Source organism: Streptomyces sp. NPDC026246, from assembly GCF_055567995.1.
Genome location: NZ_JBVHPJ010000009.1, coordinates 126,626 through 147,649, shown reverse-complemented (window position 1 = coordinate 147,649; position 21,024 = coordinate 126,626). Strand labels below are relative to the sequence as shown.

At 72.4% G+C, this 21,024-nt stretch carries 18 protein-coding genes; 11 read left to right on the top strand and 7 right to left on the bottom strand.

Going from position 1 to position 21,024, the window contains the following annotated elements:
* Positions 1–63: 63 nt before the first annotated feature.
* Positions 64–624 (top strand): 5-formyltetrahydrofolate cyclo-ligase, encoded by a 561-nt coding sequence (locus ACZ4M5_RS23200; RefSeq protein WP_467739723.1) that lies wholly within the window; start codon positions 64–66, stop codon positions 622–624.
* Between the two features lie 62 nt (positions 625–686).
* Here the strand turns inward: ACZ4M5_RS23200 and ACZ4M5_RS23195 are convergent, their stop codons facing one another.
* Positions 687–3,527 (bottom strand): penicillin acylase family protein, encoded by a 2,841-nt coding sequence (locus ACZ4M5_RS23195; RefSeq protein WP_467739721.1) that lies wholly within the window; start codon positions 3,525–3,527, stop codon positions 687–689.
* Positions 3,528–3,765: 238 nt separating this feature from the next.
* Here ACZ4M5_RS23195 and ACZ4M5_RS23190 point away from each other — a divergent pair, with 238 nt between their 5' ends.
* The 6 genes from ACZ4M5_RS23190 to mscL all read left to right on the top strand — a co-directional run bounded on the left by ACZ4M5_RS23190 (position 3,766) and on the right by mscL (position 9,752).
* Positions 3,766–5,295, top strand: coding sequence for a potassium/proton antiporter (locus ACZ4M5_RS23190; protein ID WP_467739719.1), 1,530 nt, complete (start codon positions 3,766–3,768; stop codon positions 5,293–5,295).
* 264 nt (positions 5,296–5,559) lie between these two features.
* Positions 5,560–6,852 carry an MFS transporter gene (locus tag ACZ4M5_RS23185; protein WP_467739717.1) on the top strand — a complete coding sequence of 431 codons (1,293 nt, stop codon included), beginning with the start codon at positions 5,560–5,562 and terminating at the stop codon, positions 6,850–6,852.
* 67 nt (positions 6,853–6,919) lie between these two features.
* Positions 6,920–7,237: an FmdB family zinc ribbon protein gene (locus ACZ4M5_RS23180; protein ID WP_467739715.1), complete on the top strand. Its 318-nt coding sequence runs from the start codon at positions 6,920–6,922 to the stop codon at positions 7,235–7,237.
* Positions 7,238–7,327: 90 nt separating this feature from the next.
* Complete coding sequence (locus ACZ4M5_RS23175; RefSeq protein ID WP_467739713.1) at positions 7,328–8,278, top strand: S-methyl-5'-thioadenosine phosphorylase; 951 nt, start codon at positions 7,328–7,330, stop codon at positions 8,276–8,278.
* Positions 8,279–8,633: 355 nt separating this feature from the next.
* Positions 8,634–9,134, top strand: coding sequence for an RcpC/CpaB family pilus assembly protein (locus ACZ4M5_RS23170; RefSeq protein ID WP_467739711.1), 501 nt, complete (start codon positions 8,634–8,636; stop codon positions 9,132–9,134).
* A 159-nt stretch (positions 9,135–9,293) separates the two neighbouring features.
* Positions 9,294–9,752 (top strand): large conductance mechanosensitive channel protein MscL, encoded by a 459-nt coding sequence (mscL, locus tag ACZ4M5_RS23165; protein ID WP_467739709.1) that lies wholly within the window; start codon positions 9,294–9,296, stop codon positions 9,750–9,752.
* Between the two features lie 25 nt (positions 9,753–9,777).
* Here the strand turns inward: mscL and ACZ4M5_RS23160 are convergent, their stop codons facing one another.
* A complete protein-coding gene (locus tag ACZ4M5_RS23160; protein ID WP_467739707.1) occupies positions 9,778–9,969 on the bottom strand; it encodes a hypothetical protein in 192 nt (63 codons plus the stop codon).
* Between the two features lie 56 nt (positions 9,970–10,025).
* Between ACZ4M5_RS23160 and ACZ4M5_RS23155 the strand changes: the two genes are divergently transcribed.
* The 4 genes from ACZ4M5_RS23155 to ACZ4M5_RS23140 all read left to right on the top strand — a co-directional run bounded on the left by ACZ4M5_RS23155 (position 10,026) and on the right by ACZ4M5_RS23140 (position 14,676).
* Positions 10,026–11,276 carry a low temperature requirement protein A gene (locus tag ACZ4M5_RS23155; protein WP_467739705.1) on the top strand — a complete coding sequence of 417 codons (1,251 nt, stop codon included), beginning with the start codon at positions 10,026–10,028 and terminating at the stop codon, positions 11,274–11,276.
* Between the two features lie 46 nt (positions 11,277–11,322).
* The gene (locus tag ACZ4M5_RS23150) at positions 11,323–12,351 is read left to right on the top strand and encodes a P1 family peptidase (protein WP_467739703.1); all 1,029 of its coding nucleotides are present in this window, start codon (positions 11,323–11,325) and stop codon (positions 12,349–12,351) included.
* A gap of 166 nt (positions 12,352–12,517) precedes the next feature.
* On the top strand, positions 12,518–13,735 hold the full coding sequence (locus tag ACZ4M5_RS23145; protein ID WP_467739701.1) for a L,D-transpeptidase: 1,218 nt from the start codon (positions 12,518–12,520) through the stop codon (positions 13,733–13,735).
* A gap of 179 nt (positions 13,736–13,914) precedes the next feature.
* Complete coding sequence (locus ACZ4M5_RS23140) at positions 13,915–14,676, top strand: DUF6227 family protein (RefSeq protein WP_467739699.1); 762 nt, start codon at positions 13,915–13,917, stop codon at positions 14,674–14,676.
* A 31-nt stretch (positions 14,677–14,707) separates the two neighbouring features.
* Here ACZ4M5_RS23140 and ACZ4M5_RS23135 read toward each other — a convergent pair whose 3' ends face one another.
* The 5 genes from ACZ4M5_RS23135 to ACZ4M5_RS23115 form a co-directional block, all read right to left on the bottom strand.
* On the bottom strand, positions 14,708–14,866 hold the full coding sequence (locus tag ACZ4M5_RS23135) for a hypothetical protein (RefSeq protein ID WP_467739698.1): 159 nt from the start codon (positions 14,864–14,866) through the stop codon (positions 14,708–14,710).
* A 162-nt stretch (positions 14,867–15,028) separates the two neighbouring features.
* Positions 15,029–17,332 (bottom strand): PTS fructose transporter subunit IIABC, encoded by a 2,304-nt coding sequence (locus ACZ4M5_RS23130; protein ID WP_467739696.1) that lies wholly within the window; start codon positions 17,330–17,332, stop codon positions 15,029–15,031.
* 177 nt (positions 17,333–17,509) lie between these two features.
* Positions 17,510–18,457, bottom strand: a complete 948-nt coding sequence (pfkB, locus tag ACZ4M5_RS23125; RefSeq protein WP_467739694.1) for a 1-phosphofructokinase — start codon at positions 18,455–18,457, stop codon at positions 17,510–17,512.
* The gene (locus ACZ4M5_RS23120) at positions 18,454–19,215 is read right to left on the bottom strand and encodes a DeoR/GlpR family DNA-binding transcription regulator (protein ID WP_467739692.1); all 762 of its coding nucleotides are present in this window, start codon (positions 19,213–19,215) and stop codon (positions 18,454–18,456) included. Before ACZ4M5_RS23120 ends, pfkB begins: the two co-directional genes overlap by 4 nt.
* 260 nt (positions 19,216–19,475) lie before the next feature.
* The gene (locus ACZ4M5_RS23115; RefSeq protein ID WP_467739690.1) at positions 19,476–21,017 is read right to left on the bottom strand and encodes an MFS transporter; all 1,542 of its coding nucleotides are present in this window, start codon (positions 21,015–21,017) and stop codon (positions 19,476–19,478) included.
* Positions 21,018–21,024 lie beyond the last annotated feature (7 nt).

Below are 21,024 nucleotides of genomic sequence, written 5' to 3'. Positions count from 1 at the left end.
TTGAGTGACATCGCACGTCCGGGCGAGCCTGACAAGCGTGGTTTGCGGCGCGGCTTCCTCGAGATGAGGAGCAGGTTGACAGCCGATGACCTGCGGGAAACGGCGGCCGCGCTGGCCGGGCGAGCGCTGGGGCTGCCCGAGCTGGTCCACGCCGCAACGGTCGCGGCGTACGTCTCGGTGGGGAGCGAACCAGGAACGCTCGCGCTCCTCGACGCTCTGTGCGCCCGGGGCGTGCGCGTGCTGCTGCCGGTGCTGCTGCCGGACAACGACCTCGACTGGGGTGTGTACGAGGGCGAGGCCTCGCTGGTCCGCGTCCGGCACGGCGGCCGGATGGCCCTGTACGAGCCGGCGGGCGAGCGCCTCGGGCCGGACGCCGTGACCGTGGCGGACGCCGTCCTGCTGCCGGGGCTCGCGGTCGACGCCCGGGGGATGCGGCTGGGCCGCGGCGGAGGCTCCTACGACCGGGTGCTGGCACGGCTGGAGCGCGCGGGCGCGCGTCCGGCACTGGTGGTGCTGCTGTACGACGGCGAGGTCGTCGGGCACGTCCCCGAGGAGCCGCACGACCGTCCGGTGCACGCGGTGGTGACGCCGTCGGGGGTACGGCGGTTCGGCCGGCCCTCCTGACGCCGAACGGCCCTCCACGCACGCGTGGAGGGCCGTTTTGCCGTTGTGCCGGTGTCAGCCGCTCACGGCTTGAGCACGAGCTTGTCGGTCGTGCTGCCGTCCACCGCCCGGTCCGAGAAGGACCACGGCAGCAGTTCGCCGTCGGCCCACTTGTCCGTCTGGTCGACGTAGTGGGCGCTGTAGGCGTGCCCGGAGGCGCCGGTGAGGTTGATCCAGCGGGACTTGTCGAGGTCGCCGAGGTTCACCACCATCCGCATGGACGGCACCCAGACCACTCCGTAGCCGCCGGCGGCGTTCCAGCCGGTGGCGTTGACCGTGGCCTCGCCGCCGCCGAGCTCCCAGGGGCCGCGGTTGAGGGCGTGGCGGACGAAGCCGGGCCCGGCCGTGCCGAGGGTCTGGTTCTTCAGGAACAGGCGGTGCAGCCGGCCCCAGCTCCAGGAGTCGATGTCCTTGCCGAGCTTGGCGGTCAGCTCCCAGCGGGCGTCGACCATGGCCCGCTTGAGCAGCTGGTCGCGGTTGACGGCACCGTCGCGCGTGCCCACCTCGGGCGTCCTCCACCAGTCGCTGTCCGGCTGGCTCATCAGCTTGCGGACCACCTCGTACCAGCGGTCGCCGCCGTCGGGCTGGGCCCGGTCGGGGTCGCGCCGGCCGCACTCGCGGACCTCCCCGGCCTCGTCGGCGGGGCCGGTGGTGTTGACCGGCTTGACCCACAGGCACTGGCCCCTGGGGCGCAGCTCCTTGGGCAGCTTGTTGCCGAAGGCGAGCTTGAGGACGTTGCGCCAGACGGCGTTGAAGTACGCGGCGGCGGCCGAGTCGGCGTCCTGGGTGTAGTCCCAGCCCTCCAGCAGCTTCTGCGCCTGGCGGACGTCCTTGTTCTCCGGGTCGATCTTCAGCAGCGTGGGCACCAGCAACCGGGCGATCTCGCTGCTGTTGTCCAGCTGCATCTGCCGCATGTCGTCGGTGGAGACCTTGCCGCCGTCCTTGATCTTCGACTGGATCAGGTCGGTGATCCGCTGGCTCCGCGCGCCGTAGCCCCAGTCCGTGGTGAGGGTGTGGGGGTACTTGTCCGCGTCGATCACGGCCTGGTTGGCGGTGACGATGTAGCCGCGCTCGGGGTTGTACTCGTAGGGCAGCGCGGACTGCGGGAGGTAGCCGGTCCAGCGGTAGTCGGGGTCCCAGCCGGGTGCGGGGACGGATCCGTCGTGGTCCTTCGCGCGCGTGGGGATCTTCCCGGGCAGGGTGTAGCCGATGTTGTCCTCGGTGTCGGCGTAGACCAGGTTCTGCGAGGGGACCTCGAACAGGGCCGCGGCCTTGCGGAAGCCGGTCCAGTCCTTCGCCCTGCCCATGGCGAAGACGGCGTCCATGGTCCGGCCCGGCTGCAGGGCGGTCCAGCGCAGCGCGACGCCGTAGCCGTCGCCCCGGTCGGGTGCGGCGGCGTCGACGGTGGCCTTGCGGCCGACCGTCACGAGCTCCTCGTCGCGGTCGGACAGCAGGGGCCCGTTGTTGGTCTCGCGGACGACGATCTTCTTGGGCGTCCCGCCGGCGACCTTGATGGTCTCCTCGCGCGTGGTGAATGGCTTGATCTTGCCGTCGTACTGGTAGCCGTCGCCGGTGATCTTCTCCAGGTAGAGGTCCGTGACGTCGACGCCGGAGTTGGTCATGCCCCAGGCGATGTCCTGGTTGTGGCCGATGATCACACCGGGCATGCCGGCGAAGGTGTAGCCGCTGACGTCGTACTGGCAGGTGCTGGAGACGCTGCGGCAGTGCAGGCCCATCTGGTACCAGACGGAGGGCAGCGAGGGCGACAGGTGCGGGTCGTTGGCCAGCAGCGGCTTGCCGGTGATGGTGTGCTTGCCGCGCACGACCCAGGAGTTGGAGCCGATGCCGTCGCCGTTCACGCCGACGGCCGGGGGCAGGTCGTCCAGCACCCGGGTGAGCCCGGTGAGCTGGCTGTCCACGCCCGAGGTGCCGGACGGGCCGGTCGCCCCGGCGGAGCTGCCCGCCGTGCCGCCGCCCGCCGTGCCGCCGCCCGCCGTGCCGGAGGTGCCCGGAGTGCCCCCCGTGCCCGTGCCGGTGCCGCCGGTCCCGGCCGTGCCGCCGGCGCCGGACGAGTCGCCCTGGGTGAAGGTGCCCGTCAGCGCGTCGACCTGACCCTCCTGCACGATCGCCTTGTTCCGGCTGTACGGGTACTGCGGGTACAGGTCGGCGATCTGCTTCGGGCCCAGGCGGCTGGTGAGCAGGGCGCGGTCGATCTCGTCCTGCATGTTGCCGCGCAGGTCCCAGGCCATCGCCTTCAGCCAGGAGATCGAGTCGACCGGGGTCCACTTGTGCGGCTTGTAGTCGTTGCTGAAGCCCAGCGCCGCGTACTCCAGCGAGATGTCCTCGCCGTCCTTGCCCTGGAGGTAGGCGTTGACCCCCTCGGCGTAGGCCTGGAGGTACTTCTTCGTGGACGCCGACAGCTTGGTCGCGTACTCGCGTTCGGCGACCCGGTCCCAGCCGAGGGTGCGCAGGAACTCGTCGTTGTCGACCTGGCTCTTGCCGAACATCTCCGAGAGCCGGCCGGAGGCCATGTGGCGGCGCACGTCCATCTCGTAGAACCGGTCCTGCGCCTGGACGTAGCCCTGCGCCATGAACAGGTCGGCGTCGGAGGAGGCGTAGATCTGCGGGATGCCGTAGCCGTCCCGTTTGACCTCGACCGGACCCGACAGGCCCTTGAGCGTGAGGGTGCCCTTGGTCTGCGGGAAGGAGGCCCGGACCGTGCTGATGGTCCAGTACGCGCCGAAGGCGACGCCCCCGAGGAGGGCCAGCACCAGGACGAGCACGAGGAGACGGGCCTTGCGCCCCTTTCTCCTGCCGGACTTGCCGGTCTGCTGACCCGTGGAGGCGGTGGTGTCGGTGGGCATCGCTGTCCTTGCTGTCCTAACGCGAGCGGCAGGTTCGGCTGTGCTTTTAACTGAGCGCTGGAGCAACGATAGGCGCAGGGCCTTGCGCCCCTTGACGCGGAGTCGGGAACCGGCACGGACGGACGTTCGATCTTGCCTTCTCGAGCGTCAAGAAATCGTCAAGAGTTAGGTAAGGTAACGAAGTAGTTGGCGCGATGCGTCACTGCGTCATGTGCGATGTACGTGAGCCCACGCGCGCGTGCGTGCGGGCCAGGGAAGGATTCGGCCGCTGACTGTCCATCACCTCAACCAGCTCCTGCTCGTCTGCTCGCTCGTCCTGCTCGTCGCCGTCGCAGCGGTACGGATCTCCTCGCGCAGCGGGCTCCCCAGCCTGCTCGTGTACCTGGGGATCGGCGTCGCCATGGGCCAGGACGGCGTGGGTGACATCCACTTCGACAACGCCGAGCTGACCCAGGTCATCGGGTACGCGGCCCTGGTCGTGATCCTGGCCGAGGGCGGCCTGGGCACGAAGTGGAAGGAGATCGAGCCGGTGATGCCGGCCGCCACGGCGCTGGCGCTGGCCGGTGTGGCGGTGAGCGTCGGGGTCACGGCGTCGGCCGCGCACTACCTGGTCGGGCTGGAGTGGCGGCAGGCGCTGATCATCGGGGCGGTGGTCTCCTCCACCGACGCGGCCGCCGTGTTCTCCGTGCTGCGCAAGATCCCCCTCCCCGCGCGCGTGAAGGGCACGCTCGAGGCGGAGTCCGGCTTCAACGACGCGCCCGTGGTCATCCTCGTGGTCTCCCTGTCCACCGCCGGGCCGGTCGAGCACTGGTACGTGCTGCTGGGCGAGATCCTGCTGGAGCTGGCGATCGGCGCGGCCATCGGCCTCGCGGTGGGCTGGCTCGGCTCCTGGGGGCTCAGGCACGTGGCGCTGCCCGCCTCCGGCCTGTACCCCATCGCCGTCATGGCCATCGCCGTGGTCGCGTACGCGGCGGGCGCGCTGGCCCACGGCAGCGGCTTCCTCGCGGTCTACCTGGCCGCGATGGTGATGGGCAACGCGCGGCTGCCGCACTGGCCGGCCACGCGCGGTTTCGCCGACGGGCTCGGCTGGCTGGCGCAGATCGGCATGTTCGTCATGCTCGGCCTGCTCGTCACCCCGCACGAACTGGGCGACGACATCGTGCCCGCGCTGGTCATCGGGCTGGTCCTGACGATGGTGGCGCGACCGCTGGGGGTGTTCGCCTGCCTGCTGCCGTTCCGGGTGCCCTGGCGGGAGGCGGCGCTGATGTCCTGGGCGGGACTGCGCGGGGCGGTGCCCATCATCCTTGCGACCATCCCGATGGTGAAGGGCGTCGCCGGCAGTGACCGGATCTTCAACATCGTCTTCGTCCTGGTCGTCGTCTACACCCTGGTCCAGGGCCCGACACTGCCCTGGCTGGGCCGCACGCTGCGCCTCGGGGAGGACGCGGAGGCCGCGGACCTCGGCATCGAGTCGGCCCCGCTGGGGCGGCTGCGCGGGCACCTGCTGTCCGTGGCGATCCCCTCGGGGTCGAAGATGCACGGCGTGGAGGTGGCCGAACTGCGGCTGCCGCACGGAGCCGCCGTGACGCTCGTGGTGCGCGGGGGCGAGTCGTTCGTCCCGCTGCCGACGACGATCCTGCAGCGGGGCGACGAGCTGCTGGTGGTCGCCACGGACCCGGTCCGGGACGCGGCCGAGAACCGGCTGCGGGCCGTGGGCCACGGCGGCAAGCTCGCCGGGTGGCTGGGCACGGACGGACCGAAGCCCTGAGGGCGCTTTGTCCCATTTGGCATCCCAGGGCGAACGCCCCATGGTGCTCGCTTTCACAGGCCGGGCACCCCGTGATCCCTGTAAGATGAAGGCGTACCCAGATCGAACCAACTCTGCCTGACGCAGAGCTGGCGCGACCGTATGGCGGTCGGGACACCCCTCCTCACCGGGCCCCGGCATCTACCGCAGTTCCGCGCAAGAGGACAGCTCTCGGCGAGGCCCACGACGGGGCCGGCGCTACCAGGCGGCAGAAAGGCACGGGCCGTGGAGTCCACGGTCACCTCGGAGAAGTCGAAGAACTCGACGGCTTCCGCCCGCCCGGGATACGGCCGGCTGCTGCGCACCCGCGGCGCCTGGACGTTCCTGCTCCCCGGCTTCGCGGCACGGCAGCCGTTCGCGATGCTCACTATCTCCATCGTCCTGCTCGTGCAGCACACCACCGGCTCTTACGGGGCGGCAGGCGCCGTCGCGGCCGCCACCGGTGTCTCCATGGCCCTGTTCGCGCCCTACAGCGGCCGCCTCGCCGACCGCTACGGGCAGCGCACGGTGCTGGTCCCCGGAGTCCTGCTGCACGCCGCGTCCGGGCTGACGCTGACCGCGCTGGCCCTGATGGACGCACCCCTGTGGGCGGTCTTCGCGGCCGCCGTGCCGACCGGCGCCTCCGTCCCGCAGATCGGCCCCATGGTGCGGGCCCGCTGGGGCGTGAAGCTCAAGGACTCGCCCCTGATGTCCACCGCGGCCGCCTTCGAGTCGGTCACGGACGAGCTGACCTTCGTCCTCGGACCGCTGCTGGCCACCGCCCTGTGCACCGCCGTCGACCCGGCCGCGGGCCTGGTCACGGAAGCCTCTCTCACTCTGGTCGGCGGCCTGCTGTTCGCCGCGCAGAAGAGCACCCAGCCGTCGGTCTCCGGCAGCGGCCACGCACGCGTGGAGCACGTCTCCGCCCTGCGGGGGCCCGGGGTGCGCGTGCTGATCGTGACGTTCCTGGGCATCGGCACCGTCTTCGGCGGCATGCAGGTCTCGCTGGCCGCGTTCACCGAGTCGATCGGCGAACCGGGCCTGAACGGCGTCCTGTACGGCGTCTTCGCCGCGGGCAACATGCTCTCCGGCCTGGTGTGCGGCGCGATCGCCTGGAAGGTGGCACCGCAGCGGCGCCTGGTCGTCGGCTACACCGCGCTCGCGCTGACCGCGTCGGGCCTGTGGGCCGCCCACTCGGTGCTGGTCCTCGCCGGCCTCGGCCTGCTGGTCGGCGTGTGCATCGCGCCCGCCCTGATCACCGGCTACACCCTGGTCGAGAGCCTCGTCCCGGCCGGGGCCCGCACGGAGGCCTTCACCTGGCTGACCGGCGCGGTGGCGCTCGGCCAGGCCGCAGCCGTCACGGTGGCCGGACAGCTGGAGGACCGCCTGTGGGGCGGCGCCGGTTTCCTGGTGCCGATGGGCGGCACGGTCCTGGCTCTGCTGACCCTTCTGTCCCTGCGTTCCCGCCTGTCCGCACGGGGTCCGGGGCGGACCGTGGCACGTGGCGTGGGTCACCGCGTGCCGGTGGCAGTGGACTGAGCGGCCGGAATACGTCACTATGGAGCGTCGTTAGCACTCATCGAGTGAGAGTGCCAGGAGGAAGACAGTGCCCACCTACCAGTACCAGTGCACCGAGTGCGGCGAGGGCCTCGAGGCGGTGCAGAAGTTCACCGATGACGCTCTGACCGAGTGCCCCAACTGCAAGGGTCGCCTGAAGAAGGTGTTCTCGGCGGTCGGCATCGTCTTCAAGGGCTCCGGCTTCTACCGCAACGACAGCCGTGGCTCCTCGTCGAGCAGCTCCCCGGCCGCGTCGAAGTCGTCGAGCTCCTCGTCGTCGTCCTCGGACTCCGGCTCGTCGAGCTCCGGTTCCGGCTCCTCGTCGAGCACGAGCAGCTCTTCCAGCAGCAGCACCACCGCCGCGTAGGGCCTGCTCCGCACAGCGCTTCCTTACGGGACCCTGTCGCCCCCGGGCGACGGGGTCCTCGGCGTTTCCGCGTGCGGTTAGGGTGCGGGCATGGCGAACAAGGCGAAGGCGACGGGTGCGGTGGGCTCCGCGGGTTCTGCGGACGTGGGCGCGGTGGGCTCCGCGGACTCTGCGGTTGCGGACGCGGTGGGCTCCGCGGACTCCGCGGGGGCGAGCGCGGGCATCGGGGTCATCGGTGGCTCCGGGTTCTACTCCTTCCTCGACGACGTGACCGAGGTCCCGGTCGACACCCCCTACGGGCCCCCGAGCGACTCGCTCTTCCTCGGCGAGGTCGCCGGCCGCCGGGTCGCCTTCCTGCCCCGGCACGGGCGGGGCCACCACCTGCCGCCGCACCGGATCAACTACCGCGCCAACCTCTGGGCCCTGCGGTCGGTCGGGGTGCGCCAGGTCCTCGCCCCGTGCGCGGTGGGCGGCCTGCGCCCCGAGTACGGGCCGGGCACCCTGCTGGTGCCCGACCAGCTGGTCGACCGCACCAAGGCCCGCGCCAACTCCTACTTCGACGGGCTGCCGCTGCCCGACGGGTCGGTGCCGAACGTGGTCCACGTGTCACTGGCCGACCCCTACTGCCCCACCGGGCGGACGGTCGCGCTGAAGGCGGCGCGCGGCCGGGACTGGGAGCCGGTGGACGGCGGCACGCTGGTCGTGGTCGAGGGCCCGCGCTTCTCCACCCGCGCCGAGTCGCTGTGGCACCAGGCGCAGGGCTGGTCCGTGGTGGGCATGACCGGCCACCCCGAGGCGGCGCTCGCCCGGGAGCTGGAGCTCTGCTACACGTCCCTGACGCTGGTGACCGACCTCGACGCGGGCGCGGAGACCGGGGAGGGCGTCTCGCACGACGAGGTGCTGCGGGTGTTCTCGGCGAACGTGGACCGGCTGCGCGGGGTGCTGTTCGACGCGGTGGCCGGGCTGCCGGGGAACGGTGAGCGGGACTGCCTGTGCGTGGGGGCGCTGGGTGGGATGGATCCGGGGATCGTGTTGCCGTAGTCGGGGCCGGGGTGGCCGGGGACTGGGGCGGAAGTCGCCGTTCCGGTGAGGGGGTTGTCCACAGGTTCGTGGTGCGTCCACAGGCGTGAGCGGGCGGCGGGGCGGAGCCTCATCGTGGGGAGCGCAAGCCGGTCCCTCGTCGCAGGTGGTGGTTCCCGTGTCCCTCGCCCACTCACTGTCCGTTCCTCCGCCCGTCCGCCCGGCCGGATCGCCGGGAGCCCATACGCCCTCGCCGCTCTCCGGTGCCGTTCCTCCCCGGCCCGGAGGGTGTTCGCCCCGGCCTCCCGCCGTCGCCGTCCCCTCCTGGGCCGCTTCCGCGGGACCGCCGGAGGCGCAGGTGCCTGAGACTCGTGAAGTGCCGCGGTTCGATCCCGTGCGGGTGCGCGGCGGCCGGTGCCTGTCCGGCCGGCTCGGGCGGCAGCGGTGGGTGGTCCTCGCGGCCGGGCTCGCCGTCGTCGCGGCCGCGCTCGCCGTGGTGGGTCCGCGTGACGCGGACGGGGCCCGCGGCCATCCCCGGGCCGAGCCTCCCGCACACGACGCCGCCCTCTCCGGAGGGCCTGCCGCCCCGGCACATCCCGCCGCGGAGCGGGTGACCGCGCCCGTCCGCATCGCCGACGCGGCCACCGTGCGGCTGCTGCGTCCCGGCGACCGGGTCGACGTCATCGCCGCCGAGGAGACCGCCGGGGGTGGTGAAGCCCGGGTGGTCGCCCGCAGGGTCCGGGTGACCAAGGTTCCCGAGCCCCTGGAGGACACTCCGGACGCCGGGGCGCTGGTCGTGCTCTCGGTGCCGCGGGACACCGCCGCCCGCCTGGCCGGGGCGAGCGCCGCCGGACGGTTGGCGGTGACGCTGTGGTGATGTCCGCCGAGGCGTCTGCGGGGCTCCTGTGCACGCTCTGGTCGAGTCCCGTGTCCGGTCCCTCGTCGGAGGGACCCGGGTGCGCTGATCGGCCCAGCGTTGACGTAGGTTGCGGAGCGTTTTGTTCCACAGGCTGCGTGTGCGAGAAGAGGCCCCGAGGTGAGCGAGAAGAAGGAACCGAGCGTCTGGCAGGGCTTCAAGACCTTCCTGATGCGCGGGAACGTCGTCGACCTGGCGGTGGCGGTCGTGATCGGTACCGCGTTCACCAACATCGTCAACGCGGTGGTGAAGGGGATCATCAACCCGGTCGTCGGGGCCATCGGCACCAAGAACCTCGACCACTACAGCTCGTGCCTGAGCACCTCGTGCGAGGGCGACCAGGGCATCCGGATCCTGTGGGGCTCGGTCCTGGGCGCCACGCTCAGCTTCGTGATCACCGCGGCGGTCGTCTACTTCCTGATGGTCCTGCCCATGGCCAAGTTCCTGGCCCGGCAGGAGGCCCGCCGCAAGGCGAAGGAGGGCGCGCAGGAGGTCCTCGAGGTGACCGAGCTGGAGGTGCTGAAGGAGATCCGCGACGCGCTGGTCGCCCAGCGCGGCTCCGGACACGACCGGCAGTAGCGGGGCGGGCGGCGGCCCGGCTGCTTCACAGGTGGTGGGGCGGCTTCTCGTCGAGGAAGCGGCGAAGGTCGGCCGCGGCGCCACCGGAGTCGGTGCGGTCGCCCCAGCCGCGGTCGGTGTCGTCGGAGGACTGCTGGTCCAGCGGGTCGTCGAAGACCAGCGCGGGCTTGGGCTCGCGCGGCTCGGAACCGGACGCGGACTCGGGGGCGGTACTCATGCGTCCAGGGTACGGTCGCGGAGAAAATCCCTTCGCCTTCTGGTGTGCTGGGCATCATGACCTCCAGCACCGCTCCCCCGCCCGCCCCCTCCGACGGCCCCGGTGGCTCAGGCGCCCCGGACCGCCGCGGTCCGCTGCGCAGACTCCGGGCGCGCGACCGCGACGAGGCGCACCGGGCCGCCTCGCCGCTGGAGCTCTTCTTCGACCTGTGCTTCGTGGTGGCCGTCGCCCAGGCGGGCATCCAGCTGGTGCACGCGGTCGCCGAGGGGCACGCGGGCGAGGGGATCCTCGACTACGCGATGGTGTTCTTCGCGCTGTGGTGGGCGTGGATGAACTTCACCTGGTTCGCCTCCGCCTACGACAACGACGACGTCCTGTACCGGGTCGTCACCCTGGTGCAGATCGCCGGCGTGCTGGTCCTGGCGGCCGGGGTGTCGCGGGCCTTCGAGGAGCACGACTACCTCCTGGTCTGGCTGGGCTACGTCATCATGCGGCTGGCGCTGGTGTCGCAGTGGCTTCGGGCGGCCCGGGCGAGCGAGGGCCCGGAGCGTGCGACGGCCCTGCGGTACGCGGGCGGTGTGCTGCTGTGCCAGGTCGGCTGGCTGGGGCTGCTGTTCCTGCCCGAGGACGTCCGGCCGTGGTGGTTCCTGGCGATGGCGCTGCTGGAGATGTCCGTGCCGCCCTTCGCGGAGAGGCACCGCTCCACGTCCTGGCACCCGCACCACATCGCGGAGCGGTACGGGCTGTTCACCATCATCGTGCTGGGCGAGACGATCGCCGCGGCCACGGTCGCCGTGAAGTCCGGCGTCGACGAGAACGACGCGCTGGGCGAGCTCCTCCCGATCGCCGCGGGCGGGCTGCTCATCATCTTCGCCGCGTGGTGGGTGTACTTCGCGGTGCCCATCCACGGCCATCTGCGGTCCAACCGGCAGGCGTTCCTGTGGGGCTACGGCCACTACCTGGTCCTCGCCTCGGCGGCCGCGATCGGGGCCGGCCTGGAGGTGGCCGTGGAGCACACGGTCGGCGAGGCGCACATCTCCACGCTGTCGGCGTCGGCGGCCGTGACGCTGCCGACGGCCCTCTACCTGCTCACCCTGTGGGCCTTGCACTCACGGTATTTCAAGCGGGGCATCGGCCAGCAGATGGTGCTGCCGACGACGGCCCTGCTCGTCATCTGCTGCACGTTCCTGGGCGACTGGGCGGTGTTGGCGACCGGCCTGGTCTGCGCACTGTCGGTGGTGGTGGGGGAGCTCCTGGCCACGCGCCGGACCTCCGGGAGGGGCGGGGCGGCGCCCCGGACGGTCTGACGCCGGTACCGGGTTACCGGCCGGTGTCTGGACAAGACTGTCCGTCATGACAGTTGACGCTCTGACGGATGTCGCCGGTCTGCGGGTGGGGCATGCGACGCGTGCCGGTGACGGTTGGCTCACGGGCACCACGGTCGTGCTCGCCCCGGAGGGCGGGGCCGTGGCCGCCGTGGACGTGCGGGGCGGTGGCCCCGGCACCAAGGAGACGGACGCGCTGGACCCGCGCAACGTGGTCCGCAAGGTCGAGGCGATCGTGCTGACCGGGGGCAGCGCCTACGGGTTGGACGCCGCGTCGGGGGTGATGGCCTGGCTGGAGGAACGGGGGCGAGGGGTCCGCGTCGGGGCGGACCCGGCGCACGTGGTGCCGGTGGTGCCGGCCGCCTGTGTCTTCGATCTGGGCCGGGGCGGCGACTTCCGGGCCCGGCCGGACGCGGCGACGGGCCGGGCCGCCGTCGAGGCCGCGGCGGCGAGCCGACCCGGTGCTCCCGTGGCGCAGGGGTGTGTGGGTGCCGGCACGGGTGCGGTGACGGGGGTGGTGAAGGGCGGCGTGGGCAGTGCGAGCACGGTGCTCGACACCGGCGTCACGGTGGCGGCGCTGGTGGTGGCGAACGCGGCGGGGTCGGTGGTCGATCCGGAGACGGGGGTGCTGTACGGGGAGTTCTTCGGCGGACGCGTGGAGTATCCCGCGGGTGAGGTGCACGCGGCGGCGGGGCGGCGGCTGGCCGAGGCGGCGGCGCGCAGTGCTCCTCCCCCGCTGAACACCACGCTCGCGGTGGTGGCCACGGACGCCGGCCTGACCAAGGCGCAGGCGCAGAAGCTGGCGGGCACCGCGCACGACGGGATCGCCCGGGCGGTGCGGCCGGTGCACCTGCTCAACGACGGGGACACGGTGTTCGCGCTGGCGACGGGCGAGCGCCCCCTGGACGCGGCGGACCCGCTCGCCCTGAACGAGATCCTCGCGGCCGGGGCGGACGTGGTGACCCGGGCGATCGTGCGGGCGGTGCGGGCAGCCGAGCCGGTGGACGGGCCGGGCGGGGCGTGGCCGTCGTACGAGGAGTTGTACGGGGGACGCTGAACCGGATTGGGCGGGCACGGCGGTGGCGCCCGGGGGCCGGACTTTGTCGCGGTTCTGTCACGTGATGGCCTTCACCGCGCACGGGCGGAACCCGGTCCGCGGCCCGGGCCCTCTTCCCTGGCGTACCGGAGCGGATCACGCACATCACACGAACTGGGAGCAGCCCGTGACAAGGCCGAACATTTCAGCGCGGCGCACTCTGGGGGCCTGTGCCGCCCTGGTGGTCGGCGCCCTCACGCTCACCGCCTGCGGCGGCAGCGCCACCGCCAAGGACGACGAGAAGGGCGGCGGGAACGACGCGAAGACGTCGGTGGCGAAGATCGCCATATCGGCGAAGGACGGTTCGACCGGCGCGTCCATCAACAAGACCGGGGTGAAGGTCAGCGGCGGCAAGCTGACCGAGGTGAAGATGACGGTCGCGGACAGCGGTGCGGCGGTCACGGGTTCCCTCTCCGCCGACGGCAGGGTCTGGAAGCCGAAGGAGCAGCTGGAGCGCGGGACCAAGTACCGGATATCGGCGACCGCCAAGGACGCGGACGGCAGGACGGCCGCGGCCAACTCCATCTTCACGACGGTGTCGAACTCGAACAGCTTCATCGGGACGTACGCGCCGGACGACGGCACCACGGTGGGTGTGGGCATGCCGGTGTCGTTCACCTTCGACAAGGCGATCACGGACCGCAAGGCCGTGCAGTCGCACATCTCGGTCACCTCCAGCAGCGGGCAGAAGGTGGTGGGGCACTGGTTCAACGGCCAGCGGCTCGACTTCCGGCCCGAGGAGTACTGGAAGGCCGGCTCCAAGGTCACCATGGACATCGACCTGGACGGCATCGAGGGCGCCAACGGCGTCTACGGGGTGCAGAAGAAGACGGTCACCTTCACCATCGGGCGTTCCCAGGTCTCCACGGTCGACGCGAACACGCAGACCATGACGGTCGTCCGGGACGGCAAGACGCTCAAGTCGGTCCCGATCTCGACCGGCGACGCGCAGCACACCACGTACAACGGGCAGATGGTGATCTCCGAGAAGTTCACCCAGACCCGTATGAACAGCCGGACGGTCGGGATGGGCGGCGAGTACGACATCCCGGACGTGCCGCACGCGATGCGACTGACGACGTCGGGCACGTTCCTCCACGGGAACTACTGGTACAACAAGGGCAACCCTCCCTTCGGGCGGCAGGGCACCAGCCACGGCTGTGTGGGACTCGCCGATGTGCGGGGCGCCGGCGGCGACACCCCCGCCAAGTGGTTCTACGACAACTCCCTGATCGGGGACGTGGTGATCGTGAAGAACTCCCCCGACAAGACGGTGGCGCCGGACAACGGGCTCAACGGCTGGAACATGGCGTGGAGTCAGTGGGTCGCGGGCAGCGCCTCCTGACCGGGTGAACGACCGCCCCTCCTGGGGTTCTTGACGCATCGACCGGGCCGCGCGGGAACTTTTCGCGCGGCCCGCGCGTTTTCCCGGACGTACGTTTTCTCGGTTCCCGGACATGATGTCCGACCGAGGGGCTACGGTATGCACCCACAAGGTGACATGCAGCAACGCCGGGAGAAACCTTGAGCGTTCCGTACGAGACGGCAGCGTACGAAGGCCATGACTCGCCCGAGTCTCCGGAGGAGCACCTCGCGCGGCTCCTCGGCCGCGCCCTGAACTCCTTCGAGTTGCCGGACGAGACGATAAGGCGGCTCGACTGCGCGCTGGCGCACGACGGTTCGCTGCACTCCGCGCACCACAGCGAGGGCCTGCACCGCGAGACGTACCGGCACACCTGGCTGCTGGCCGACGGTTGCGCGCTCACCCTGTGGGAGCTGGTGCACAACACCGTGCCGGGCGGCGAGCCGCAGCACGAGGTGTACGCCGACGAGGAGGAGCTGCGCGCCGCGACGGCCCGGCTGGCGCTGCCGCCGGAGACCCCGGACTTCGAACTGCCGGTGACGGTCCAGCTGTCGGCGGTCGCCGCGCCGCGGCACGCGTACGCCGGGGAGGGCTCGGCGGACCACGCGCGCCGTTTACTGCGCCGTGCGGAGAACCCGGACCGGCCGGGCGCGGACGTGGCGGCCCTCCTGGCCACGGCGTCCGGCCACCAGATCACCCAGGCCTTCGGCCGCCCCAGCCGGGCGGGCCGGGCGGTCCTGTCCTTCACGCTGTACGAGCACGCCTTCCTGCTGCGCGACGGCGAGGAGATCTCCCTCTGGGAGGTCGAGCACACGGCGACGCCGGACGGACGGCACATGTGCGAGGTGTACGCCAGCGAGGAAGCGGCGCGTGAGGCGATGGAGCGCCGCGCGGACCGGTTCTCCTGGCCGACCGGGAGCTGACGGGCCGTCCTTCCGGCTCGGGCCGCCTGCCCTAGGGGGCCCGGTCGCCGAGGCGGCGCGCCAGTTCGGCGAAGGCGTCCCGCTCCTCACGGGTCAGTTCCACGGACTCCGACCGGTGCCCCGTCTGCCGCTGCTGCGGGAGGGCGGGGAGAGGCCGGCCTTCGGGCCATCGGGAGACGTGCTCGGGCATGCGGCCCAGTGAACACCACGGCCCGGGACCGCGGTCCCGGGCCGTGATTTTCGTGATCTATCTCGCAGGTGGCATCAGGTGCCACCAGATCGCATCAGGTGGCATGAACCGTTCAGACGACCCGAATGGGGCGAAGACCCGCCACTGCCACTGCGTCGGCGTTCATGCCGCGACCGGCTGCTTCGCCTCCGCGGCCGGGGCGGCGGAGTCCTCGCCGGCGGCCGTCGCGGCGCCGGGGGCGGGTGTGCGCAGGCCCTTCAGGACGATCACCAGGGCGGTGGTGACACAGACGCCCGCGGCGATGGCGACCAGGTAGAGCAGCGGGTTGCCGATCAGCGGGACCACGAAGATGCCGCCGTGCGGGGCGCGCAGGGTGGCGCCGAAGGCCACCGACAGGGCGCCGGTGACCGCGCCACCCGCCATGGAGGCGGGGATGACGCGCAGCGGGTCGGCCGCGGCGAACGGGATCGCGCCCTCGGAGATGAACGAGGCGCCCAGCACCCAGGCGGCCTTGCCGTTCTCCCGCTCGGTCCTGGTGAAGAGCTTGCCCCGGACGGTCGTCGCCAGGGCCATGGCCAGCGGCGGGACCATGCCGGCCGCCATCACCGCGGCCATGATCTTCATGGCCGAGTCGCTGGGATTGGCGACGGCGATCCCGGCGGTGGCGAAGGTGTAGGCGACCTTGTTGACGGGACCGCCGAGGTCGAAGCACATCATCAGGCCGAGGAGGGTGCCGAGCAGGATCGCGTTGGAGCCGGACAGGCCGTTCAGCCAGTCGGTCATGCCCTTCTGGGCCTCGGCGATGGGCTTGCCGATGACGACGAACATCAGGAACCCGACGATCGCCGAGGAGATCAGCGGGATCACCACCACCGGCATGATGCCGCGCAGCGCGGCGGGGACCCGCACCCGCTGGATCGCCAGCACCACGCCGCCACCGATCAGTCCGGCCGCGAGACCGCCGAGGAACCCGGCGTTGATGGTGAGGGCGATCGAGCCGCCGACGAACCCGGGCACGAGGCCGGGCCGGTCGGCCATGCCGTAGGCGATGTAGCCGGCCAGGACCGGGACGAGGAAGCCGAAGGCGACGCCGCCGATCTGGAAGAGCAGGGCCGCCCAGCTGTCGGCCTGCGTCCAGAGGAAGTGGTCCATGACGGACGGGGCCTTGTCGACCTCGTAGCCGCCGAGCGCGAAGCCGAGGGCGATGAGCAGACCGCCCGCCGCGACGAACGGGACCATGTAACTGACGCCGGACATCAGCCACTTGCGCAACTTGGTGCCGTAGCCCTCGTGGGAGTCGCCCGTCCGCTCGACCGGGGTGGCCGGGGCGGAGCCGGCGGTGACCTCGCCGCGGGCGGCCTTCTCGCGGACTTCGGCGATGAGTTCGGCGGGGCGGTTGATGCCCGCCTTCACACCGACGTCCACGGTCGGCTTGCCGGCGAAGCGTTCCTTCTCCCGTACGGGCACGTCATGGGCGAAGATCACGGCGTCCGCCGCGGCGACGACCGCGGGGTCGAGCCGCGTGAAACCGGCCGAGCCCTGCGGCTCGACGACGAGTTCGACGCCCGCCTCGCGGCCGGCGTTCTCCAGCGCCTCGGCGGCCATGTAGGTGTGGGCGATGCCGGTGGGGCAGGAGGTGACGGCGACGATCCGGAACGCGGGCGCCCCGGCCCGGTCGGGCGCCTCGGCCCGGTCGGACGCCTCGGCCCGCCCCGGCGCCTCGCCCCCGGTGTCCGCCACGGCCGCGGTGTCCGCCACGGCCGCGGTGTCCGCCTCACCCCCGGCGGGCCCTTCGTCCGCCGCGGCCCGGGTGTCCGCCTCGCCGGCGGTTTCCACCCGGCCCCCGGCGGGCCCTGCGGCCCCGGTCGGCTCCTCGCCCGGGGCCGGCTGTCCTCCGCCTGCCCGTCCCCCGGTTTCGGCTGCGGCCTCAGCTCCGGCCCCGGCTGTGACCGTGGCGGCGGCGGGAGAGGCCGCTCCCGCCGCCGCCACGGAGTCGGTGGGAGCCGCCTCGGCGGGCGGCACCGGCTCGTCGCCTCGGATGAGGGCCGCCGCGGCGGCCGCGTCGCGCACCCCGCGCAGCGCGTCGGTGAACTCGCTGTTCATCAACTGCCGGGCCAGGGACGACAGGATGGTCAGGTGGGCGTCGTCGGCGCCGGCGGGCGCCGCGATCAGGAAGATCAGGTCGGCGGGACCGTCGGCGGCGCCGAAGTCGACACCCCGGGCACTGCGCCCGAAGGCCAGGGTCGGCTCCGTGACGTGCGCGCTGCGGCAGTGCGGGATGCCGATGCCGCCGTCGAGGCCGGTCGGCATCTGGGCCTCGCGGGCGGCCACGTCGGCGAGGAAGCCGTCCAGGTCGGTCACCCGGCCCAGGGCCACCATGCGCTCGGCGAGGGCGCGCGCCGCCGCCTCCTTGGTGTCGGCGGACAGGTCGAGGTCGACCAGCTCCGCCGTGATCATGTCGCTCATCGCGGGCTCCTTAGCGCGCGTATCGCCCGGTGGGACGGGTGGGCGGGGAGGGGGACGGGGACGCGGTGGGGGGTGGGGGGTGGGGGGACGGGGACGCGGTGGGGGGTGGGGTGGACGGGTGCGGACGTGACGGGGAGGCCCGCCGCTCCCGGAGGCGTACCTGCTGCCGGCCGTACGTCATGACACCGGCTCCCGCAGCGGGCGGTCGGCGGGGACGTCCGGCGTGACCGTCACCGCGGCCGGGTCCAGGTCGGCCGGCGCCGGCATGACGCTGCCGGGCAGCCGGACGGCGGCGGCGCCGTGCGCGACGGCGGAGGCGAGGGCCTCGGGGCCGTCGCCACCGGCGATGAGGAAGCCGGCGAGGGAGGAGTCGCCGGCGCCGACGTTGCTGCGGACCGCCTCGACGCGGGCGCTGCCGAACCACGTGCCCTGTCCCGACACGAGCAGCTGCCCGTCGGCCCCGAGACTGGCGAGGACGGCCCGGGCGCCCCGCTCGCGCAGTTCCTCCGCGGCCTTCACGGCGTCCCCGACGGTGGCCAGGGGACGGCCCACCGCCTCGGACAGTTCCTCGGCGTTGGGCTTGACCACGTCGGGCCGCTCGCGCAGGGCCGCGACGAGGGCGGGCCCGGAGGTGTCCAGGGCGATCCGGGCCCCGGCGGCGTGGCTGCGGGCGACCAGGTCGGCGTACCAGGAGGGGGCGAGGCCGCGCGGGAGGCTGCCGCAGCAGGCGATCCAGGCGGCGTCGCGGGACTGCCGCCGTACGGTCTCCAGGAGCAACTCCGTCTCGGCGTCCGACAGTTCGGGACCGGGTGCGTTGATCTTCGTCAGGACGCCGTCGGACTCCGCGAGGGCGATGTTGGAGCGGGTGGCCCCGGAGACGGGGACCGGGGCGACTTCGATGCCCTGCTGGTCGAGCAGTTCCGCGACGAGCGCTCCGGGGGCGCCGCCCAGGGGCAGGACCGCCACCGTGCGCCGACCGGCCGCGGCGACCGCCCGCGAGACGTTGACGCCCTTGCCCCCGGGGTCCATCCGTTCGCCCGTGGCGCGGATGACCTCGCCGCGGTCGAGGGACGGCACCTCGTAGGTGCGGTCCAGGGACGGGTTGGGGGTGACGGTGAGGATCATGCGCGCACTGCTTCCGTGCCGCCGCGCTCGATCGCGAGGGCGTCTTCGGGGCTCAGCCCGCTGTCGGTGATCAGCAGGTCGACGTCGCTCAGGTCGCCGAAGCGGGCGAAATGCTCCTGGCCGTGCTTGGCGGAGTCGGCGAGCAGCACCACCCGGCGGGCGGCGGCCACGGCCGCGCGCTTCACGGCGGCCTCGGCGAGATCAGGGGTGGTCAGGCCGTGTTCGACGGAGAAGCCGTTGGCGGCCACGAACAGCACGTCGGCGCGGATCTCCGCGTACGCCCGCAGCGCCCAGGCGTCGACGGCGGCACGGGTGCGGTGCCGTACGCGGCCGCCCACGAGATGCAGCTGGATGCCGGGGTGGTCGGCGAGGCGGGCGGCGATGGGCAGGCTGTGGGTGACGACGGTGAGGGAGGCCTCCAGCGGCAGGGCGGCCGCCACGCGGGCCACGGTCGTGCCGGCGTCGAGGATCACCGTGCCGTCGGCGGGCAGTTCCGCGAGGGCCGCCTTGGCGATGCGGTCCTTCTCGTCGGCGGCGGTGGTCTCCCGCTCGGCGAGGTCCGGTTCGAAGTCCAGCCGTCCGGCCGGGATGGCCCCGCCGTGCACGCGGCGGACCAGCCCGGCACGGTCGAGGGCCTTCAGGTCCCGGCGGATCGTCTCCGCCGTCACCTGGAACTCCTCGGCCAGCGACACGACGTCCACCCGGCCGCCGTCACGGGCGAGCCGGAGGATCTCCTGCTGCCGCTCCGGTGCGTACATGCCCGTTCGCCTCCACCTCATGCCCGAACTTGTGGTTTCAGCGGGAGGCTACGCGGAGATGTCCGCGAAGTAAACAGGTTCGGATGCACTTCGGACTCAGTCGGGCATGCGTGGACGGGATAGACGAACAGACACGGACGGACGAACAGACACCGACGGACGAACGGACACGGAGGCGAACGGACACGGACAACCGAACGGACCCGGCACCGAGAGGTGCCGGGTCCGTCGTCCCCCCTTGTCCTGGGGCAGTGCCGCGCTCAGACCAGCGCGGCCTTCTCGCCCTCCCGGGCGGTGCGGCCGTCCTCGTCCGCCGTCGCGGGCTGTTCCCCCTCGATGTGCTGGGCGGGCCGCTTCGGCAGCGCGAACATCAGCAGGAAGATGGCGCCCATGACTCCGGCGACCCAGCCCAGCGCGTGCTGGAAGGCGTCGACGAAGGCCGGACCCACCTGCTCCGGGCGCAGGTGGTCGGCGATGGTGCCGAAGAAGACGACCGAGACCAGACCGAGCCCCAGCGCGTTGCCCATCTGCTGCACGGTGTTGATCAGCCCCGACGCCGAGCCGGCGTGCTCGCGCGGCACCTCGGAGAGGATCGCGTCGGTCAGCGGCGCGACGATCAGGCCCATGCCGGCGCCCATGACGACCAGCGGCAGGGCCATCTGCCAGGGCGTGACGGCCAGGCCGTAGTGCCCGGCCTCCCAGAGGTAGAGGAGCACTCCCACGCCCATCACCAGGGCGCCCGCCTGCAGCACCTTGCGGCCGAACACCGGCACCAGCTTCTGCACCGAGACGCCCGCGGCCACCGACACCGCGATCGAGAACGGCACTCCGGTCAGCCCGGCCTTCAGCGGGCTCCAGCCCAGCCCGAACTGCATGTAGAGGGTCCACACCAGGAAGAACACGCCGAGCGCGATCCCGAAGACGGTCTGCACGGCGATACCGGCCGCGAAGCTCTTGACCTGGAACAGCGACAGCTCCACGAGCGGCGAGCCGTCCCGCCGGGCCTTGCGCCTCTCGTACGCCACCAGCACCGCCAGGACGAGGACCGAACCGGCCATCGAGACGTACCCCCACACCGGCCAGCCCAGCTCGCGGCCCCGGATGAGCGGGTAGAGCAGCATCAGCAGGCCCAGCGTGACCAGCGCGACGCCCACCAGGTCCAGCTTCAGGGCGCGGGGCGCCTTGGACTCGGTGATGAAACGGCCGCCGAGGATCAGGGCGGCGACGCCCACGGGCAGGTTGATCAGGAAGATGGCGCGCCAGCCCCACCCGAACAGGTCCCACTCGGTGAGCAGCGCGCCGAGCAGCGGCCCGGACACGGCACCGAGGCCGACGACCGCGCCGAACAGCCCGAACACCTTGCCGCGCTCGTGCGCCGGGAAGGTCGCGTGCACGATCGACAGCACCTGCGGCACCATCAGCGCCGCCATCGCGCCCTGCAGGAAGCGGGAGGCGACCAGCATGTCCGGGTTCACCGCGAGACCGCAGAGGGCGGAGGCGAGGGTGAAGCCGCCGATACCCAGCAGGAAGATCCGCTTGCGTCCGTGGATGTCGCCGAGCCGCCCGCCGGTGATCAGCCCGGCGGCGAAGGCGAGGGCGTAACCGGCGGTGATCCACTGGATCTCGCTGAACGACGCCCCCTCCTCCCGCTGGATCGACGGGATGGCGATGTTGACGATCGTGACGTCGACGAGGTCCATGAAGGCCGCGGTCATCACGATGGCAAGGGCGAACCAGCGGCGGCGGTCGCCCCCGCCGGCCGGGCCGGCCGCACTGCCGAGGGTGGTGTCGGTGGAGTTCATACAGCCA

What these genes read in the sequence shown, in the direction of transcription:
- ACZ4M5_RS23115 (WP_467739690.1), bottom strand. Translation starts at nt 21,017, where the DNA reads ATGAACTCCACCGACACCACCCTCGGCAGTGCGGCCGGCCCGGCCGGC.
- ACZ4M5_RS23130 (WP_467739696.1), bottom strand. Translation starts at nt 17,332, where the DNA reads ATGAGCGACATGATCACGGCGGAGCTGGTCGACCTCGACCTGTCCGCC.
- ACZ4M5_RS23120 (WP_467739692.1), bottom strand. Translation starts at nt 19,215, where the DNA reads ATGTACGCACCGGAGCGGCAGCAGGAGATCCTCCGGCTCGCCCGTGAC.
- ACZ4M5_RS23195 (WP_467739721.1), bottom strand. Translation starts at nt 3,527, where the DNA reads ATGCCCACCGACACCACCGCCTCCACGGGTCAGCAGACCGGCAAGTCC.
- ACZ4M5_RS23135 (WP_467739698.1), bottom strand. Translation starts at nt 14,866, where the DNA reads ATGCCCGAGCACGTCTCCCGATGGCCCGAAGGCCGGCCTCTCCCCGCC.
- ACZ4M5_RS23200 (WP_467739723.1), top strand. Translation starts at nt 64, where the DNA reads ATGAGGAGCAGGTTGACAGCCGATGACCTGCGGGAAACGGCGGCCGCG.
- ACZ4M5_RS23155 (WP_467739705.1), top strand. Translation starts at nt 10,026, where the DNA reads ATGACCTCCAGCACCGCTCCCCCGCCCGCCCCCTCCGACGGCCCCGGT.
- ACZ4M5_RS23175 (WP_467739713.1), top strand. Translation starts at nt 7,328, where the DNA reads ATGGCGAACAAGGCGAAGGCGACGGGTGCGGTGGGCTCCGCGGGTTCT.
- ACZ4M5_RS23150 (WP_467739703.1), top strand. Translation starts at nt 11,323, where the DNA reads ATGACAGTTGACGCTCTGACGGATGTCGCCGGTCTGCGGGTGGGGCAT.
- ACZ4M5_RS23160 (WP_467739707.1), bottom strand. Translation starts at nt 9,969, where the DNA reads ATGAGTACCGCCCCCGAGTCCGCGTCCGGTTCCGAGCCGCGCGAGCCC.
- pfkB (WP_467739694.1), bottom strand. Translation starts at nt 18,457, where the DNA reads ATGATCCTCACCGTCACCCCCAACCCGTCCCTGGACCGCACCTACGAG.